At 63.3% G+C, this 20,303-nt stretch carries 7 protein-coding genes; all 7 read left to right on the forward strand.

The window, feature by feature from the left end:
* Positions 1 to 18 precede the first annotated feature (18 nt).
* Complete coding sequence (locus tag AC6IY7_RS15630; RefSeq protein WP_497780334.1) at positions 19 to 546, forward strand: YbjN domain-containing protein; 528 nt, start codon at positions 19 to 21, stop codon at positions 544 to 546.
* Positions 547 to 725: 179 nt separating this feature from the next.
* Entirely contained in the window at positions 726 to 13,103 is a 12,378-nt protein-coding gene (locus AC6IY7_RS15635) for a filamentous hemagglutinin family protein (protein WP_497780335.1), read from the forward strand.
* A 74-nt stretch (positions 13,104 to 13,177) separates the two neighbouring features.
* Positions 13,178 to 13,858, forward strand: a complete 681-nt coding sequence (locus AC6IY7_RS15640; RefSeq protein ID WP_497780336.1) for an acetyltransferase — start codon at positions 13,178 to 13,180, stop codon at positions 13,856 to 13,858.
* 6 nt (positions 13,859 to 13,864) lie between these two features.
* A complete protein-coding gene (locus AC6IY7_RS15645) occupies positions 13,865 to 15,004 on the forward strand; it encodes a DegT/DnrJ/EryC1/StrS family aminotransferase (protein ID WP_497780337.1) in 1,140 nt (379 codons plus the stop codon).
* Between the two features lie 46 nt (positions 15,005 to 15,050).
* Entirely contained in the window at positions 15,051 to 15,494 is a 444-nt protein-coding gene (locus AC6IY7_RS15650; protein WP_497780338.1) for a class I SAM-dependent methyltransferase, read from the forward strand.
* A gap of 362 nt (positions 15,495 to 15,856) precedes the next feature.
* Positions 15,857 to 18,160: a glycosyltransferase gene (locus tag AC6IY7_RS15655; protein WP_497782857.1), complete on the forward strand. Its 2,304-nt coding sequence runs from the start codon at positions 15,857 to 15,859 to the stop codon at positions 18,158 to 18,160.
* A gap of 219 nt (positions 18,161 to 18,379) precedes the next feature.
* The gene (locus AC6IY7_RS15660) at positions 18,380 to 20,266 is read left to right on the forward strand and encodes a glycosyltransferase (RefSeq protein ID WP_497782858.1); all 1,887 of its coding nucleotides are present in this window, start codon (positions 18,380 to 18,382) and stop codon (positions 20,264 to 20,266) included.
* Positions 20,267 to 20,303 lie beyond the last annotated feature (37 nt).

Below are 20,303 nucleotides of genomic sequence, written 5' to 3' on the forward strand. Positions count from 1 at the left end.
CCACGTGAAAGGTCGCTCATGTCCGAGATCCTCGTCACATCCTTGACGCTCGACGATCTGCGAGATCTTCTCCAGCAGGCGGGCTACCGCGTCGAAACCGTGTCCGATCCGGTCGCGAATGTCGCTTATCTGCGCTCGGCGACCAGCGGTCTCGCCTTCGATATTCGACCGGGCAATCGCTTGGTCGGCGATGAAAGCGTGCGTTTCGCCGATATGGCGTTCGTGTCCATTCTTCAAGTGAATGGTGAGTTGCCGCGAGACCTCGTCAACGACTGGAATGTCGCGCGACGGTTTTCGCGTCTCCAGTTGAGCGGGCCGTTCCTCGCGCTCTGCATGGATATTTCCATTGTCGGCGGCGTGACGAAAAGCCACTTGCGGGCCCATGTCGAAATCTGGGACCAGCTCGCGCAGGAGCTCATCGTCTATTTGCGTGATCGATTGCGCGGACCGCAGGCGAATGGGGCCGGTCGCAGCGTGGAGACGGACGCGGCGGCTCCGGCGAGCGGCGATCCGGCGACAGGATTCGGCACGCCCACGTCACATTGACATTCTCTCGCAAGACACATGGCATCGACATGACAGATCGCGCTCACGCTCCGATATCCCGAGGACATCGCTGCGGCTCGGCCGCCCGCCGAGAGTCGAAAGCATCGGCGCTAGGGCTCGTAAGGCCGCGGGCTCGGTCCTCGCGGCGCGTTCTGCTGTCGGGAGCGAGCGCGATCGCTTTGTCGCTCATCGTCTTGCAAGGGCTCGACGGCGCGGCGGCGCGGCCGCTCGGGCGCGCTTCCGGAGTGACCGCCGCGCCGACCGTCGCGGTCGACGCAGCGACGACAGAGGCGCAGCAGGCCGCGGCCATCGCCAAGCAGAGCCAGGGATCGCTGCTGCGCGCGACGCAGGCGATTCAGGCTATGCAAGCGGCGCAAGCGGCCGCGCGCGCGGCGGCGGCAGGGGCGACGAATTCGTCGATCGCCGATGGTCTCTCGGTCGGCGGCAATGGCAAGCTGCCGGGTCTCGTCTCCGATCCGCGCGTCGGAACGACGCCCGGACTCTGGATCAACGCCGATCTGCCGATACAGTCGGCCAGCGACGGCAAGACCACGGTGACCATCAAGCAGACGGCCGCACAGGCGGTGATGACCTGGCTCTATTACAATGTCTCGCCCAATACGACTGTCGTCTACGACCAGCAGGGCAATGCGAGCTGGGTGGCGCTCAACCGCATCGACGCGACGGGAACGCCCAGCCGGATCCTCGGCCAGATCAAGGCCGATGGAACAGTGCTCATCATCAATCCGAACGGCATTATTTTCGGCGCCGGCGCGCAGATCAACGTCCATTCGCTGATCGCCTCCTCGCTCGACATAGACGGAACGCCTGCGTCGAGCGTCTTCAACGGGACGGCCGCCTACAACAAGATGACGCTGCATGTCGACGGTCTCGGCGATATCGCTGCCTATGCGCCGCCGAACGAGATCGCGGCGAACAATAATTTCGTCGGCGGCAATGCGGGGCAGGGACTCTTTTCGATCGCGCCGCCGACCAGCGGGGCGACAATCGGCTACACCGCCGGCTTCGCCATGGGAACGATCGACGGCCAACTCCCCGCGGCGGCGGGAAGCGGCGCGCTCGTCGTTCAGAAGGGCGCGTTCATCGAGACATCGGTCAATTCGACGGGCGACGGCGGCTATGTCGCGCTGCTCGGCTCCAATGTGACGAATTCCGGCTCGATCACGACGAAGAACGGCCAGATCATCCTCGCCGCGCAGGGAACGGTGTCGCTCGCGGAGCCGCTTTCGACGGCGACCGGCGTGAATACGGCGATCCAACTCGGCACGTCCGCGGGGACCATCAATACTTCCGGGTCCACCTCTCCCGCTTCGTCCTACCTGGGTTCGGTGACCAACGACGGTCTGCTGTCGGCGCCGAGCGGAAATGTGACGGCCAGCGGCGGAACAATCCAGCAGCTCGCCGTGCTGGAGGCGACGACCAGCGTGACGCGTCCCGGCTCGATCAATCTCGCGGCCAGCAGCGTCGTCTTCGGGCCGGACAGCGTCACCGCCATTCTGCCGGACGAAGACAGCGGCGCGGTTCCGACCGGCACGGCGACGGCCGATTATTTCACGAGCAGCCTGCAGCCGAAGATCACGATTTCCAACGGAATCGCCGGCGGAACCGGCGTCGACTTCCAGCCCGGCTCGCTGCTGCGGGCGCCGAGCGCCGCGGTGAATCTGAGTGGATCCGATGTGCTGCTCGAGAGCGGCGCGGCGATCGACGTCTCGGGCCTCGCCGATGTTCGAGTCCCGATCTCCAATTTCCTCGTGACCATCCTCGTCACGCGGAACGAGATCGCCGATTCGCCGCTCGCCGCCGCGCTCATCGGCAAGACGGTGACGATCGACACGCGGCTCTCCGGCACGCGCTCGGACGGCCTCGCCTGGGTCGGCTCGCCGATCGTGGACGCCTCCGGCTATGCCAAGCTGATCCCGAAGTCGATCGACGAGGTTTTGACGGTCGGAGGCTCGGTGAGCGTCTCGGGGACGAATTTCATCCAGCGGCCCGGCTCCATCGTCGATCTCTCTGGCGGCTATGTGACCTACACGGGCTCGCTAGTGAGCACGACGCGGCTCGTCGGCGCGGACGGCCGCCTCTACGACATCGGCAGCGCCGATCCGACGATCCGCTATGTGGGCGTCGCGGCGGCGAACGGCTTCGCGGTCGATCATTCGCGCTGGGGCGTGACCGAGACCTATGTCGATCCGCTGATGAGCAGGGGCAATTACGAGTCGAGCTATATCGCGGGGGCGAGCGCCGGATCATTGTCGATCGCGGCTGCGCCGATCCTCGCCGGGACGATCCTCGGCGAGACGGTGGCGGGGCTGAGACAGCGCGCCAATGCGCAGGGCGGCGGGACGGCGGTTCAGACCTCGCTCGCGCAATTGCCGGCCGACGCCTCGCTGACGATCACCTCGGCGAACGCCTTGGTGTCGAGCTATCTGCTCGAATCGAGCGCGGACGCCGGCGAGGATCCTTACGGCCTCTCCTCCTACAGCTATGGCTCGAGCTGGCGCGCGCCCTCGGTCCTGCCCATTCTGACGGATCGGCTGACCGAGACAGGCTTCGCCTCGATCACGATCCAGGGCTCCGGGACCAATCAACCGACCGTGAACATGGCCACGGGCGCGGTTCTGCAGGTCGCGCCGGGCGGCTCGGTCACGCTCGCCAATGTCGAGTCGATCGACGGCTCGATCATCGCGCCCGCCGGCAAGATCACGCTGACCGGCCATGTCTACAGCACCGATTTACTTCCGAAATCGATCCCGCCGGATCTGGTGATCGGATCGCATGCGCTTCTCGACGTTCATGGGCTCTGGATCAACGACGCTGGGGCCGTCGGCGAGCAATTGCAGGGCTCCGCCTTCGTCAACGCCGGCTCGGTCAGCATCACCACCTTGGCCGCGAGCTATATCCAGAGCAGATCCCCGGTCAGAAACATTGTCGACGCGACGCAGAGCATCATTCTCTCGCCGGGCAGCGTCATCGACGTGTCGAGCGGCGGCTATGTCGGATCCAATGGCAAATTGAAGCCGGGTTCCGACGGCCTGCCGGTCGGCAAGGGGGGGAGCCTTTCGCTGGTCGCCTACTCGGGAGGCTTCGTCGGGCCCGTCCCCCTCGGAAACCCTGACGCTTATAATGAGCGCCCGGCCAATGGCAATCAGCCAGATACGGCGACGGTGGTTCTCGGCGGGACGATCTATTCCAACGGCTTCGACACGGGTGGAACCTTCACCCTGCAGGCGCCGACGATCACCATCGACGGGCAGGCGAGCGCGATCACATCCTATACGTCCGGCGCGCGGTCCGGAGAGATCGTCCTGCCGGCGAGCTTCTTCACCGACAATGGCTTTTCGAATTATTCGCTGACCAGCGTCTATGGCAGCTCGACAGTGACCGCCGGCACAACCGTGCTGCTGCGACAGGCGAATTATCTCGCGTCGAGCGAAGCGCTCTTGTCGCTGCCGACCGGCGCGTCGCTGCGCAATGTCGCGACGGTCGGCCTCGCGCCCGACAGCTTGCGCAATCCGGTGAGCTTCGCGCTGCAGGAAAATGGCTATATCTACGGCGAAACGGGGCCGAGCACGACGGCCGGCACGCTGCTCGACACGGGCGCGCGCATCATCGCGGAAGCCAATGCGTCCCAGCAGGCCACGGTGACGCTAACGGCCGCCGGGCCAGTCACCGTTCTCGGCGAGATCATCGCGCCCGGCGGCGATATCGTTCTAGCCAACACGGGCCTCGGCGTGAACGGCTCCAACGGGGCCCAGCTGACGGTGGCGCCAAAGCAGCTCACGATCGGCGCCGATGCGGTGCTGGATGTGAGCGGCGTCTTCGTTCCCGACCCGACGCAGACCGCCTATCGGACTGGCAGCGTGCTCGACGCCGGAACCATCACGCTCTACGGCTATTCGGTCACTGCGCAGGAAGGCTCGCGCTTCCTGCTCGATGGGACGTCGGCGGAGGTCGAGATTCCCTCCGGCGCGGGACTGCTCGGGCCGAGCGTCGTCACGCAGAAAATTTGGAGCGACGGCGGCGTCCTGCAGATCGGCATGACATCCGCCCTCAATTTCGCAGGCTCGGTCAGCGCGCATGGCGGCGCGGAACTGGCGAATGGCGGCCCGTTCCGGATCGGAATTCCGGCGGCGAACGTGCCGAGCATTCTCTCCGGTCGCGGCGTGTCGACGAACAAAGACTATTTGGGCCTTCCCGGCTCGATCTACGTCGAGCCGGCGGGCGTTGTCGGCGCCGCATTGGCGTCGAATACACCCTTCCAGGCAGGCGCTTTCGTCGGCGTCGACACGCTGACGGGCAGCGGCTTCGATTCGATCGAGCTCAACTCGAATACTGTCGCCTTCGTCGGGTCGCAGTCGATCAATCTGCGCGGATCGCTGCTCCTCCCCGGCAATCTCAAATCGCTGCCCGCCGACGGCGCCGCCTCCGACACGGCCCGGACCGTGGATTTGACCGCCGGCTATATCTGGCTCAAACCGCCTTCCCCTACGTTAGCAGCCGCGACATCCGGCGCCGGCGCGCTGACCCTTTCGGCGCAATGGATCGATATCGGCAATCCGACGCAGAGCTTGAGTGGCGGCGGCGGCTCGACGGTCAATTTCCAGAACTTCGGCTCCGTCACGCTCGCCAGCGCCGACGCGATCCGGCTGATGGGATATAACAGCTCTCAGTCGAGCAACAGCTCCGTCGGCTCGCTCGGCGCCGGCGGTGATCTGACGCTGAAGGCGGCGGAAATCTATCCGACGAGCGGAACCAGCTTCACGCTGATGGCCGGCGGCACGATCACGATCGCGCAGACCGGCGTCGCCAGCCAGCCGCTGTCGGCCGGCGGGGCGATCATCGTCGACGCCAAGAATATCGTGCAGAACGGCACGCTCTGGGCCCCTTTCGGCCAGATCACGCTCGGCAATACGACGACGACGCAGAGCGTCACCCTCGGCGCCGAGAGCCTCACCTCCGTCTCCGCCGCCGGAATGGTCGTCCCTTACGGGTTCACGGTCGACGGCGAAGCCTGGTACGTCGGAAATACCTCCTCCAGCGGTAGCAGCTCCGTTTATCAGGGCTTCAGCCTCACTTCGAGCCCGACCAAGGCGATCACGCTCAACGGCGCCGATGTCGCCACAACGGCCGGAGCCAGGCTCGATCTCTCGGGTGGCGGCGACATCTACGCCAGCGAATTCGTCGCCGGCGTCGGCGGCAGCCGCAATGTGCTCGCCGGCTCCGCCGTCTACGCCCTCGTTCCGACCTCCTCCGCCAAAGTCGCGCCTTACGATCCGACCTTCTCCAGCATCTTCAACACCTTCAGCTCCAGCCTGCTGAACGCGACGGCCGGATCGGCGATCTATATTTCCGGCGGCAATGGCGTAGCGGCCGGCTATTACACGCTGATGCCCGGCATGTACGCGACCTTGCCCGGGGCCTATCGCGTCACCGTCGCCTCCGCATCGGTGAAGAGCGCGGCGACGCAGAGCTATGCGTCGATGGACGGATCGCTCTATGTGACCGGCAATTTCGCCAATGTCGTCAGCGGGACGCGCTCCTCGCAGACCGTGCTGTTCCAATTGCAGTCGCAATCGACCTGGTCGCAATATTCGCAGATCGACATCACACCGGGCGCGCGCTTCATCCGCAATCTCGCGCTCACAGCCGGCACGGCCATTCCCGCCTCGCCGGTCGACGGCGGCGCCCTGACCTTCGCCGCCCGCAATTCTCTCTCGCTCGATCCGGGCGGCTCCTTCGGCTTCGCGGCGGGGGTGAGCCCGCTCGCGCCGGATATCGTCGGCGTCGGCGGCCAATTGGCGGTCAGCGCCGCCAAGATCCTCGTCCTCGGCGCCAAGGACTCGGCGGTTCCGTCGGGCATGTCCGGCTATCTGAAGCTCTACGCCGACCGGCTCGACGAGGTCGGCGCGACCACTTTGTTGATCGGCGGCGCGTCGGCGGTCGATTCCTCGGGCAATCTCGCGGTGACGGGCGTCGCGACCGACATCGAGATCGCCAACGACTCCGGGCATTCGTTGAGCGCTCCGCAGCTTCTCATCGTGACCAAGGCGGGCGGCGGCGGCATTCGCGTCGACGACGGCGCCGCGATCTCCGCCGTCGGAGCGGCGCCGAGCGGCGGCGACCGGGCGATCACCATCGCCGGCGACGGCGCGCTGCTGCGCGTCTCGACCGGCTCTCTGGTTTCCGTCACGCGCAGCAATGCGACGGCGCAGAACGGTTCGATCCTGATCGGCACGGCGCCAGGAACGTCGACGCTCGTCGACGCCGCCGTCGCCAAGGGCGTGACGATCGACGGCGTCGCCGCGCTCACCATCGATTCGAGCGGCGTCAATCGCATCGGCGCCGCCACGCTCATCGCCAAAGGCTTCGATCTCGCCGCCAAGGCGATCGATTTCGGCGGCGCCAGCGCCTCCGGCGGCCTCACTCTGACCGATGCGAACATCGCCAATTTCGCCGGCGCGGATATGGTTCGCCTGCGCAGCGTCTCGGCCTTCGATTTCCACGATGTCGGCGGCCTCTCCATCGGCGACGCCGCCCATCCGATCGGGCAGATCGTCTTCGACGGCGGCGGCTTCTACAGCGAGGGCGGCGAGACCAGCGTCTACGCCTCCAATATCACGCTGACGAACACGCAAAGCGCCTCGACGACGGCCAACGGCCTTTCGGGAAGCAATGGAAAGCTGACATTCGTCGCGGGCCAGACGATCACGCAGAGCGCCGGAACGATGACGGCGAACGGCTTCGGCACGATCACGCTGCAGGCCGGCAAATCGATCCGTTTCGTCGGCTCCGGCGCGCTGACGGCGGGCAATGGCGCCGGCGCCGCCGATGTCGTGCTGTCTTCGCCCAATGTCGTCGCCGCCTCCGGCTCCACGCAGGCGCTGACGACGAGCGGCGCGCTGGCCATTCGCTCGACGGGCGCTCCGGCCTCCGTCGATGCGACCGAGATCGGCGGCTCCTTGTCGCTGACGGCCGCGAGCATCGTCGACTCGGGCACGATCACGGCGCAGGCGGGAAGCCTGTCGCTGACCGCCACGAAGGGCGACGTGACGCTTTCCGACGGCGCCCTGGTGAACGCCGCCGGCACGCGCGTCGTGCTCGGCTACAGCACGGAATATGCGCCGGGCGGCGCGGTGAATCTCATTTCGCAGAGCGGAAATGTGACGATCGCGAGCGGCGCGAAGGTCGATGTCTCGGCCGCGAGGAATCCCGACGGCTCGCTGGGCGGCGGCTATGCGGGCGCAGTCTCTATCACGACCTCCAATGCCGGAACGACGACGCTGCAGGGGACGCTCGACGGCTCCGCCAAATACAAGGATACGGGCGGAAGCTTCGTGCTGAGCTCGGGGACGCTCGTCGGCGATCTGCCCTGGGGCGGCTTCACGCGCCGTTTCGCCGCGTCTCTCTATCAGCCGGGCGACATTGTCGTGCCGACGGGCGTGACGTTGAACTCGCTCGAAGTGCTGCTCGTCGCCAATCGAGGCAGCGTCGTCGTCGGTGGAACGATCGACGCCAGCGGCTCGGCGAGCGGCGGCGTCACCCTCTATGGCGCCGGAACGAATACGAAAGCTGCGACCGATCCCGGCGCCACGGGCGTTCTCATTCGGTCCGGCGCGACGCTCGACGCGCATTATGTCGCGACGGAGAAGGACGATCCGGGCTACGCCAATGGCGAAAGCGCGCTGAACCAGCGCGGCGGAACGATCACGCTCGGCACGACGGGCGCGACGGACGGAACGGTGAACGCGACCTATGGGTATCAGAATGTGTCCGGCTCGGGAGCGATCGTCGTGGAGAGCGGCGCGGTCCTCGATGTGAGAGGCGGCCCTGGCGGCGCGGGCGTCGACAATACCGGCGGCGCGGTCGTGGTGCGCGCGCCGATCCTGACGAACGACAATGTCAATGTGAGCTTCAAGGGCACGCTCGTCACCAATGCCGACGCCAAGGGGAACGCCAGCGGCCAGGGCGTCGTGCTCGACGCTTTCGCAGTGTGGAGCACGACCGATTCCTGCACGCTGATTTCCGGAGGCTGCGGCGCGATCACGAGCGTCGCGCAATATAATGCGCTGACGGCGGCGCAGCAGGCGCAGATACAGCGGCATTTCGACGGGATCATCGACCCGGCCGGCTTCTTCAACGGATCGGGCGCGCAGATCATCTCGGCGATATCCGGTCTCTATCCGAATTCGACCTATGCGGCGCCGGCCAGCGGCGCCTATCTGCCGCATGTCGGCTTCTATCAGAACACGCTGCTGAATTTCGTCCAGAATCCGTTCAGCGGCAATGCGGCGGCGGTGGCGGCCAATTTCGCGGGAGCCAAATTGCAGATCGGCGACAAGCCGGCGGCCGCTCTGCCCGCGAGCTCGCTGCATCTGCGGCCGGAGATCGATCTCGTCAATCCGTCGGCCGGCGTCAATGGCGGCAATGTGACCGTCGCCTCCAATTGGAACCTCGGCGCCGGCGTCTATAATACGGCGACGAGCGCCTTCAATCTCTTCTACCGGACGACCAATGGCGGCGAGCCGGGCGTGCTGACGCTTCGCGCCGTCAACAATATCCTGGTGAATGCGACGATCAGCGACGGCTTCTACGAGACGAGCGATCCCTTCTTCGCCGCCGCGGTCGCGGCCGATCTGACAGACCGGGGTCCCTCCCTCGCGGAGGCGGCGAGCTATTACACTTCGAAGAACACTTACGGCACATCGGCCTATATGCCCGGGATGACATCGATCGCCGCGCCGCCCACCTCTTTCCCGTCCTCCTATAATCAGCTCGATAAAAACACCTGGTATGCGCTCTATTACTCTGATTATTCGAATTCTCTGCTCGGCATAATCGATACTATCGGCCGCGGCGCGAGCTCGCTCTATATCACGACCAAGGCCTCGGGCTCCGGCGCATTCGACAATGATCCGACGCATTATTCGTCCTATGCCGCCTATGTGGCGGCCTATAACGCCAATTATGTGGGCTCGCATTATGTCGCGGGCGTCGCCGGCGTCCCGGACGAAGTGACGCAGACTTTCGCGACGCCGGCGAGCTCGGTGAACGGCGTCACGCAAAATCTGACCAATTTCGACAATAATCCGTCGCATTATCAGAGCTATGCCGCATATGCCAGCGCCTATCAGGCCTATGCGGCGAAGATGGGCGGCTATATCACGAGCTATTACACCAAATACAGTCAGGCGCCGGCCAATAGCGGCGTCGATCCGAGAACCTATCCTTCGACCATTCTCGCGCCCATCCCGCCGGCCTATGGCGGCGTCTATGCCGGCGGGGCGATCGAAACCGCCGCGCAATTTTCGACCGACTATCACACCTATTATGCCGGAACCGCCTATCAAAATTGGAGCGCTTACTACACCGGCCTCAAGAACAAGGTCGAGCCGGGCGGCGTCAACGGCGACGCCACGAACACGATCGGCAAGACGGCGCTGTGGCTCGGAGTGATGCCCTATCTTCCGACCGTAGCGGAAACGCCCGCGATCGTCCTCGCGGGGAGCGCTGCGGCCGGGCCCGGCAACGCCATCGCCAATAATCCCGCCAACAATGTCACGACCAATGACCTCGGCGCGTCGGTCACGATCGCGAATTACAACACCACTTCCGTGGCGACGCTGATGCCCGCGAGCTTCGGGGCCAGCTCGTCCTATGATTTCGTCGCCGGGGCCTATTTCGGTTCGGGCGGCGCCTCCTCAGTCGATCCCAATGCGGTCGTCGCGCGGAGCGGCGTCGTCGATCCCAAGGCGCCGACGGCCAGCATAGTGATCAACGGACACACCTCCTACACGGATTCCCTCGCCTCCTCCGCGACGGTCTATATTCCGACCATGGTGCGCACCGGCACGGGCTCGATCACTCTGGCGGCGGCGGGCAATGTGCAATTCGCGGACCCGGTCGTTCAAGGCGCCGTCTACACGGCCGGGGCCGCCGCGACGACGCCCGCCGACTACACTGCGCCGATCCTCTCCAGCAACTATAACGCAAATCCGAACGGGCTGATCTCGACGCCTGCCTGGGGAACGGGCGGAGGGTCGATCATCGTCTCCGCCGGAGGCTCCATCATCGGCGTCGCCGCCACGACGGTCAAGGAATTGTGGTCAGACTGGTTCTTTCATCTCGGCAAGTCGGACGGCGACAGCACGCCTTTCTCCGGCTGCTCCGTGGCCGGCTCCGCCGCCTGCCAGACTTCGGCCTGGGTCAATTATGCGAGCTTCTTCCAGAATTTCGGCGCGCTCGGCGGCGGCAATATCACGCTGCGGGCGGGCGGAGACATCACCGATGTCGCCGCCTCCATTCCGGAGACGCTCATCGTCGCCGGCGGCTTCACCGCCGCCGATCCGCCGCACGCAATTTATTACGGCGGCGGCAATCTGCTCGTGCAGGCGGGCGGCGATCTCAATTCCAGCGCCTTTCTGGTCGGGCGCGGCTCCGGCCGCATCGAGGTCGGCGGCTCCGTGAAGCAGACCGTCGACAATCCGATCACCAGCGCGAAGGATGCGGCCCCCTATCCGCTGCTGCTGGCGGTCGAGGAGGGCTATGTCTCCGTCGCCGCCAAGGGCGATCTCACGCTCGGGACGCTGCTCGACCCGGCGACGGCGCTGTTTTCGAGAACAGGCGCCTACATTCCGTTCTTGATGAACACAGGCAGCGGCGAGAAGTATTTGCCGGGAACAACCGTCGCTACCAACACTTGGGGCAGTCCCTTCACCAGCTATGGCGCGCAGGCGGGCCTCTCGCTCTCGACCCTCGCCGGCAGTGTGAATGCGATGACGCTGACGGCCGGCCGCAACGCGTTGGCGTCCACCTTGCTGCCGCCGCGCCTCGAAATCGCCGCACTGCAGGGCAGCATCAGCGTCGACTCTGGTGGCGTGCGGACGATCCTCGCCTATCCGACCGACAGCAATGGGCGCGACACGGCGAGCCTGTCGCTCGCGGCGGCGGGTTCGATCATAATCACCAACAGCCTCACCGTGGGCGCTCCTCCGGCGACGCGGATCGTCAATACCATCGAAAACCAATCCTCATATATCAATCCGCTCGGCTACTCCTTCTACACGCTCGCGCCGTCGGAGCTGACGAACAGCGAGCCGGTGCAAATCAGCGCGGGCCTGAATCTCGACGGAACCCTCACCGTCGAGCGGCCGGCGCAAATCCTCGTCGGCCGCGACATAGGCGACAGCACGTTCGCATTCACCGGCCTCAATTTCACCGATGCGGATGTGACCAGCGTCGTCGCCGGCCGCGATATTTCGGGCAGTTATTATCTCTATGGCCCCGGCGCGCTCCTCATCGAGGCCGGCCGCAATATTCGCAGGCCACTGGGCAACCTCAGCGGCACCTCCTTCGGCGTCGTCACCGGCGGCAATGGCTCCGGCGGCGGGCAGGACGCCCAAGGCCAGCTCGTGACGTTGAAGAGCTATCTGCCGACGAAAGGCGCGGATATCGACATGCTCCATGGAATCGCCAATGGCGTCGATTACGCCGCGGCGATCTCGCATTATGTCGATCCCGCCGCGGCCGGGACGAGCGGCATAGATTTCCTCTCCTTCATCGCGGCCAGCCTCGGCCAGTCGCGCGATCAGGCCTGGACGACGTTCCAGACGCTCGACGCGACGCATCAGCATCTCCTCGTCGACAAGGCCTTTCTGCAATTTCTCACGCAGGTGGCGACGGATTATCGCAATGCGTCGAGCTCCTATTATCTGAAATATGCGCGCGCCTATGAGGCGATCGGGACGCTGTTCCCGAAGAGCCTCGGCTATGCGAATGACGGCAGCGGCGGCTCCGACCTTTCGGCGATCGGGAATCTGGTCATGCCCTTCTCGCTGGTCGAGACGCAAATGGGCGGCGACATCAATATTATCGGGCCCAATGGCGGCATTCGCGTCGGCTCGGCCGGACGCGACACGCTGAAGCCGAATCAGGAAGGCATATTGACGCTGCGCGGCGGCGCGATCCGCATCTACACGGATCAGTCGGTGCAGATCAATCAGAGCCGCATCATGACGCAGCAGGGCGGCAATGTGGAGCTGTTCAGCGGCAATGGCGACATAAACGCGGGCTCCGGGCCGAAGACCTATGTCTCCAATCCGGTGCTGAGCGAAGTGTGCCTCTATTCGACCGGCTATTGCTCGGTCAATCCGCAGGGCCTCGTGACGGGCGCGGGCATAGGCGCGATCGTCACCCTGCCGACGCAGGACCCGAGCCTTTCCAACGCTTTCCTCTCCGCGCCGCATGGCACGGTGGATCTGGGCGCGGCCGGCGTGCGGGCCGCCGGCAATCTCACCATCGTCGCACAGCGCGTCACCAACGCCTATAATGCTCAGGTCGGCGGAAATGCCTCGGGCCTGACGACAGTGACGACCGGGCCGAATGTCGGCGCGCTGACCTCGGCGTCCAGCCAGGCGGGCGCGGCGGCCAAGGCGGTGGGCACGCCGCAAGCCGGCGCCGGGGGCTCCGACGCGCCTTCGATCATCACCGTCGAAGTGTTGGGATATGGGGGCCCCGATCGCGCGCCGGAGAGCGAATAACGCGGTCTCACGATATATCGAAGCGACGTCGTCGCCGATATTGCCATGCCGAGAAAGCAGTCAGGCGGAAATCGATGGGTCGCATTGTGACAGAACTCCCGGTATCCGGACCGGAGCCGCTGATCGTGATCGGGGCCGGCGGTCATGCGAAAGTGGTCATCGAAGCGATCCGGGCGCAGGGACTTTTCGAACCTGTCGGCTGCACCGATCCCAATGCCGGCGGCGCCGAAGTGCTCGGCGTCAAAATCATCGGCGGCGATGATCAGTTGGACGTGATGCGCGCCGAGGGCGTGCGCCATATTTTTGTCGCTCTGGGCGAAGGCCGCCTCAGAATGAGGATCGGCGCGGCTCTCCTGCAAAAGGGTTTCGTTCTGCCGAGCGTCATACATCCCGCGGCGACGATATCGCCGTCCGCCCGGATCGGGAGAGGCGTCGTCGTCATGGCTGGAGCCGTTATCAACGCGGAAGCCAGCATAGGAGACTTCGCTATCATCAACACTCTGGCGTCGATCGATCATGATTGCGTGCTCGGCGCGGGCGTGCATGTGGCGCCGAGGACGGCCCTCGCGGGATGTGTCGAATTGGGCGAGGGCGTCTTTCTCGGCGTCGGCGCCGTCGTCAAGCCGAACATCAAGATCGGAGATCATGCGGTGGTCGGCGCCGGTGGCGTCGTCGTGAGAGATCTGCCGCCGGGGATCGAGGCCATAGGCGTGCCGGCAAAGCCGCGAAGCAACAAGCTGTCGAGTGAAAGGTGAGTCCGCATGTCCTATTTCAACAAACGAATTCCGATCGCCAGCCCTTTGCTGGACGGAAACGAGATGCAGTATGTGCGGGAGTGCCTAGAATCGACTTGGATTTCCTCGCATGGAAAGTTCATCGACGCGTTCGAACGTCGGTTCGCGGAGCTTTGCGGCGTCAGGCACGCGGTCGCTTGCAACAACGGAACCTCCGCCTTGCATCTGGCGCTCGTTTCGCTGGGCGTCAGCGCAGGTGACGAAATCATCGTCCCTGATTTGACTTATGTCGCCACGGCCAACTGCGTCCGGTACTGCAACGCCAATCCTGTTTTCGTCGACTGCGAGCCTCGCACCTTCAACATCGACCCCGCCTCGATCGAGGCCAAAATCACTCCTAGAACCAAGGGCATCGTCGTCGTTCATCTGTTTGGTCAGCCCTGCGACATGGATGAAATTCAAAAGATCGCCGATGCGCACGGCCTCTTTATCGTGGAGGACGCGGCGGAAGCCCATGGCGCGAAGTACAAAGGGCGTCCGGTCGGAAGTTTAGGCAAGTGCGCAACCTTCAGCTTTTTTGGAAATAAGATCATCACGACCGGCGAGGGCGGAGCGGTCGTGACGGACGACGATGAATTGGCGAGCAGACTTCGTCTGCTCAGGGGCCAGGGTATGGATCCGGCGCGGCGATATTGGTTTCCCGTGATCGGCTATAATTATCGCATGACCAACATTGCCGCCGCTATTGGTTTGGCGCAGTTGGAGCGCGTCGACCGGGCGCTCGCATTCAGAAGGCAACTTTCTGCATGGTACGACGAAGCGCTCGCCGATGTCGGCGTGATCCGTCCCTATGTCGAACCTTGGGCAGAACACTCGTTTTGGATGTACACGATCAAGATAGCGCCGGATGCGGCGCTCTCTCGTGACCAAGTCCTGGCGGCGCTCGATGCTCACGGAATAGAGACGCGACCGGTATTTTACCCCATGCATGTCCTTCCGCCGTACCGGCAAGCCGGGCATGATCTACGAAACTCGACCGATTGCGCGGAAACGGGCCTGAGCCTTCCCACTCACGAGAGGTTGACCCGAGCGGATGTGGTTCGCATTTGTGATATCTTGTGTCGTGCGTTGATGCCGGACCGCAAATTACTGCGTGCACGGCCGTGATTGCGGGAATCGGAAACGTATTCGGAAAGCAGGAAAGCTCCGGAAAATGACACAACAGATGCCGCAAGCCTTGCCGATCGACATAAATTTATGGCTCCACGCCGTCAGAAGCGCGTTGCTCAGGAAGATGCCTCCTGGCGCGGAACGTTTGCTCAGCGCCGGATGTTCCGGTCTCTGGTATTTCGAATGGATCGAACAGTGCTATGGACCCGTGCGGGAACACATTTGTCTAGAATATTATTTGCCACGGCCGGAAACGCTTCCGGCAAATGTCACGTGGATCGCCAATACGGCAGGGAATATGGAGTCGGTCGGCTCGTCGAGCTGCGACATCGTCTTTTCGGGACAGAATATCGAACATCTGTGGCCTGGAGAGATTCTCGGTTTTCTCGCCGAGGCCGCTCGCGTGCTGAAGCCCGGCGGCTATCTCGTCGTGGATAGCACGAACCGCGACATCCCGCCGGCCGTCATCGCATCGGTTTCACAATAGAGCCGCAGGAAGGAGTCGAAGGCGTCATCGCGATATGCGACGTCTGCTTCGGTCCTGAGGGCACGACGTTGCGCACGCGAGAGGTAACCGCTGGCATGACCGAGGTCGCGTTAGAAATCGAACTTCCTTCATACACTTCGGCTGCCAATTCCGTTGCTATACCTCGACCGGTGGATTGGCGGTGAAGAGGGACATCAGCCTCGTAAGCGACATCTGATGACAGTGTCTGATCGCGATGGCAGGACATCGGACGGCCCTCTAGGCAGCGGCTCATGCGGCGAGGGCGACTGCTATCGATGCCGTTACATTGCTATTCTTCAATGCTCCTCGCGTTCGAGCCTCACCGAAAGGGCCGCTTGAAAATGCATGTAAAACGAACAGTCTATGCGGATGCTCGCTGTCTGCAGCAGACCGATTATAGAAATCGAGGAATCGGCCGACATTTTCAGAGCTTGTTGAAGGCGATCCCCTCGGATTTGCGCAGCGCGACCAAATTGGTCGCGCTCGTCGATCCGGCCGAGCCGATATTGTCGCTGTCGGATGTCGCGATCTTCGATGAAGTGACGGACCGGTTCGTTCCAGTCGACAACGCCATTTTATTCAACGGCGCGCCGCTGAATAATGGCGAGAGATGGAGAGCCACGCCGGGCTCGGACGTGATTCGCGTCGGCATCGTCCATGATTTCATCGCCCACGATTTCCCGGGCTTCATCCGCTCGGACTCGCTCGCTCGCTCATTGCTGCGGAACACGCTCGAGCTGCGTTCGTACGATCTTCTCCTTCCGAATTCGCAAACCTCAGAAAATCGACAGAAGGCTCTCGTTTCCAGCTCGATCGCGTCGATCGTGACGGGCATCATCGTCAAAGACGATTTTTTTGCATCGGAGAGGCGTGAGGTTTCGCAATACGAATTCCCTGAGCGCTTCTTTCTTGTGGCGGCCGGCGACAATCCACGCAAAAACGTGGAAACGGCGATCAAGGCGTTCGGGCGAGGCGCGTCGACTCTCGACGGTGTGCATCTGATCATCGTAGGGGGCTATGATTGGGCGGCGCAGGCGCGTGTGCGCTCGTCGGTTGGTCCGACAGAGGCTGTGGACTGGTCCCGGGTGCATTTCCTTCCGCATGTCAGCGACGACACCCTGGCCGATGGGTATCGTCGCGCGGTCGCGACTATCGTCCCCTCGTTCATCGAAGGTTTTTCTATGCCGATCGTCGAAGCGATGGCTTCCGGCGGAATTGCGATCGCTTCCTCCTGCGATGCTCACCGAGAACTCGTCGAATTTCCTCTGTTCGACCCGAAATCCGCGGACGAACTCGTCGAGCTCATGACGTCCAGTTTGAATGATTCCGCTTGGCGCGCAAAAGCCACAGCGCTTCAGAAGGGCGCGGCAGACCGGTTCCGGTCGGAGACGATCGGAGATCGCGTCTGGCCGCAGATATTGTCTTTCCGTCGCAGCGCTCCTTCGTCGACCGACGTCGGCCTCCGCACGGAGGTCTCCGCTCGACGACGTGGCGACCGCCCAAATATACTTTTCGTGACGCCGTATCCGCCGGAGGCCACGGGCGTCGGACAACTTCATGCCGAAGGTATGCCGGCGTTCCTGGAGCGGGCGGACGTCACCGTCGCCACGCTGAAGGCTCCCCGGCGAGCCATGGGCGTGACGCATCCGAGAGTCATCCGTCCCGACGACATTATCTTCTCGGATTACGATCGCGTCTTCTATGTGATCGGAAACTCATTGTACCATACGTTTGTCCACGACATGCTTCTCGAGCGCGGGGGCGAGGCCATTCTGCACGATTCTCGGCTGTTCGAATATTACTTGAATGTGCGTGGAATCGAGCGGACCGCCAAGATGGCCGGAGCAGCGCTGGGTCGACAAGTCGGCCAGGAAGAGGTGAGCGCATGGGTGAACGATCGCCGAAAGCTGCCGACGCCGATGCTGGACGAGGTCGTCGAAGCGAGCAGTCGCCTATTCGTATTTACGCCGGCGCAGCAGCAGGTCGTTCGGCAGTTTTACGGCAAGGAGGCTATTCTCCAGCCTATTCCCCTGCACGTCAGCTTCGCGGAATCTCTTTTCACGCCCCGTCGCATGGCCGCGGCCAGGGACAATGTCGGATTCAATTCTAACGTGCTCGAAATCTGCTCCTTCGGTTTGGTGGACGCGAGCAAGGGATGTTATGAAACTCTGCTGCTTCTGGATCAGCTTCGAGCTTATGGTTGCAGGGCGAAGCTGCATTTCGTGGGCGCGTGCGATCCGAATCTGGAAGCGCGCATGAAGGAATTGTTCATCGGCCCGCTGGGGATGACGGATTTGGTGTCCTTCCATGGAGCCGTAAAGCAAGACGTCTATACCGATTTTCTTCTGGCGGCCGACTTGGGAATACAGCTTCGACGCGCGGGATTCGGTCAACCGTCGGGCGCGCTCACGGAATGCATCGCCGCGGGTGTCTGGACGATCGCCAATGACGCGCTCGTGGACGCTCATCAGGCGCCACATTACGTCAGAAGCGTCTCGGATCGCCTGAGCCCGCTATCGATCGCGCTCACGATCCTCGAGCTCATGGACGAGGTGGACGTCTCGATCCGGGACCATGAGGCTCGCGTGAAGGCCCAGGAGGGCCGCACTTGGCGCGACTATGTCGCCTCCGTTTTGGACGTCTAGACGGGATAGGAAAAAATCGTGGACGCTCGGATCACCAACTATCTTCTCGAAGGCGCCGTGCTCTTCGACCTGACCGGCTTTTTCGCGGACCCGATGCGAACCGGCGTCCAGCGAACGGTCTACGAATTGCTCCGAAATTGGCCTGACCAGGGGTTGACCCCGGTGATCTTCCATCCAGACGGCAGGGTCCGTGTCCTTCCTCATTACACCCTCGAAGAGATGGCGCTGTTTTTCGACAAGCCGTCTGCGCAGGCCAAACGAGCGGTGGAGAAAGGCGGACGGGCGCATGTCAGCGCGGAGGCGGTGGAGCGCCTCGAAATTTATGTCGCCACGCAAGGCGTGCTGTTGCCCACGAGGGACGCGTTGGAGGCCTGTCGAGCCGTGCTGGTCGCGGAGATTTTTTTCGATCATCGCGTCCCGATTTTTGTCGATTTCATCGAAAGCAATCAGTCGAAGTTCTTCCTTCTCGGCTACGATCTCCTTCCATTCCTGCGCCCCGAGTATTTTCCGGCCCTCGACTGGGCCGACGCCGGCGCATTGCTCAGCTATCTCCACATCATCCGGCGCGCCGAGAATATCGCCGGCATCTCCCATGCGACCGTGGCGGAACTGCGTCGCGCTCGCAGAAGGAAACCGGACGACGACATTCGATTGTTTCCGCTCGGCGCGGATGCATTCGGCCAGCGGCAGTCGCGTCCGGCTCCCGCGGAGCCGACCTTCGTCATTCTCGGCAGCGTCGAACCGCGCAAGACCCCGGTCGAAACCCTGGTCGCGCTCGATCGTCTCGCATCGGAAGGCAAAGCGTTCAGGGTCCTGTTGATCGGGAGACGGAGAACGCTCGCGCCAGATCAGCAAGCGACGATGGAGCGCATTCTGGATCGCGCGAGCTGGCTCGAGTGGCGCGAGGGAATGACCGACAGCGAGGTCCAGACGGCAGTCGCCAACGCAACGGCCGGCATATGCCTGTCGGCCGTCGAGGGTTTCGGTCTCGCTCCGCTGGAATGCCTCAATATGGGGGTTCCCGTGATCGTTTCGGCGGACCTTCCCTCCTTGCGGTTCATCGGTCCGGAAGGGCAGATTCGTTTGGATTCGCGGAGCCCGGAAGCGATCGGATCCGCAGTGGAGAGACTCCTCGACCAAGCAGAGGCCGCGCGCTTGCGGGATGGCGCGAACCGATGCGCCTTGCCGCTCTGGTCGACATGCGCGCGCGATATGGCCGGATGGATCGACGAGATCGTCGGCCCGGCCCAAGAAGCGAGCGACTTCTGGGCTCGCTTGAAGCGGCTGAAATTCGCGTCCGAGGCCAAGAATGCGCCCATGGAATGGGCTTTCGCCATGCTGTTCGAGGCCGTGGTCGGACGGGAGCCGACGCTGATCGATTACGATCGTATCAAGGGGATACTCGACGAACCGAATTGCGATCGCGCGACAATCGCATTGTCGATCGCCATCACGCTCGGTTCGGGGCTGCGCGTTCCATTTCCGATCATCGATGCGATCCTGCGTTCGGAAATGTCGGTGGACTTTCCCACGCTTCCCGATCGGGTCGCGCCTCCCGACGAACGCGTTCACGAATTGCTTTTGTCGCTCTATTCCGCCCCCAGCGGGGACAAGTTCGCGCAGCGCCTGTGTCTGGAGCTCTTCAATCGCCTTCCGGAGGAGGCGGACATGGCGCGCATCCTGCGCCCCGAGCTATCGAAGATAGAAGCGATTGTGGCCGAGGTGTCGTCGGAGGCGTTCCAGTCGCTTCGCAATAAGCCTTGTGACCCGGATATTCTCTGGAGCTTCCTGCTCCTGGATATCGAGCGTGAGGATTATCTTGCGCCACTGTTCCCCATGCAGGGCAAGCAGTTGATAAACGAAGGCTACAGAAGAATTCTGGGCAGAATTCCAGATGTCGTCGGGTTCAGAAATTGGTCCGCGGCTCTTTCGTCTCAGCGCCTCGGCGGCAAAGACATGATCCTCGAATTGTCGTCCTCCGAAGAGTATCTCGATAAAGACCCCGATGTGAGACTGACTAGTCGTGCTTTGGCTCGCATCAAATTCGGGAATGGCGCCCTCTCGGACGCGCTCGTCCTCGAGAATGCCGTCGGCTCGGCGGTCTAGTCAGAGTATCGGTCGCGCAAGCTTGTCGTCCTCGCGA

The organism is Methylosinus sp. is20ea (assembly GCF_059718135.1).

Excerpts from the sequence above, each read along its gene's own strand:
- AC6IY7_RS15650 (WP_497780338.1), top strand. The coding sequence starts at position 15,051 with ATGACACAACAGATGCCGCAAGCCTTGCCGATCGACATAAATTTATGG.
- AC6IY7_RS15660 (WP_497782858.1), top strand. The coding sequence starts at position 18,380 with ATGGCGCTGTTTTTCGACAAGCCGTCTGCGCAGGCCAAACGAGCGGTG.
- AC6IY7_RS15630 (WP_497780334.1), top strand. The coding sequence starts at position 19 with ATGTCCGAGATCCTCGTCACATCCTTGACGCTCGACGATCTGCGAGAT.
- AC6IY7_RS15655 (WP_497782857.1), top strand. The coding sequence starts at position 15,857 with ATGCATGTAAAACGAACAGTCTATGCGGATGCTCGCTGTCTGCAGCAG.
- AC6IY7_RS15645 (WP_497780337.1), top strand. The coding sequence starts at position 13,865 with ATGTCCTATTTCAACAAACGAATTCCGATCGCCAGCCCTTTGCTGGAC.
- AC6IY7_RS15640 (WP_497780336.1), top strand. The coding sequence starts at position 13,178 with ATGGGTCGCATTGTGACAGAACTCCCGGTATCCGGACCGGAGCCGCTG.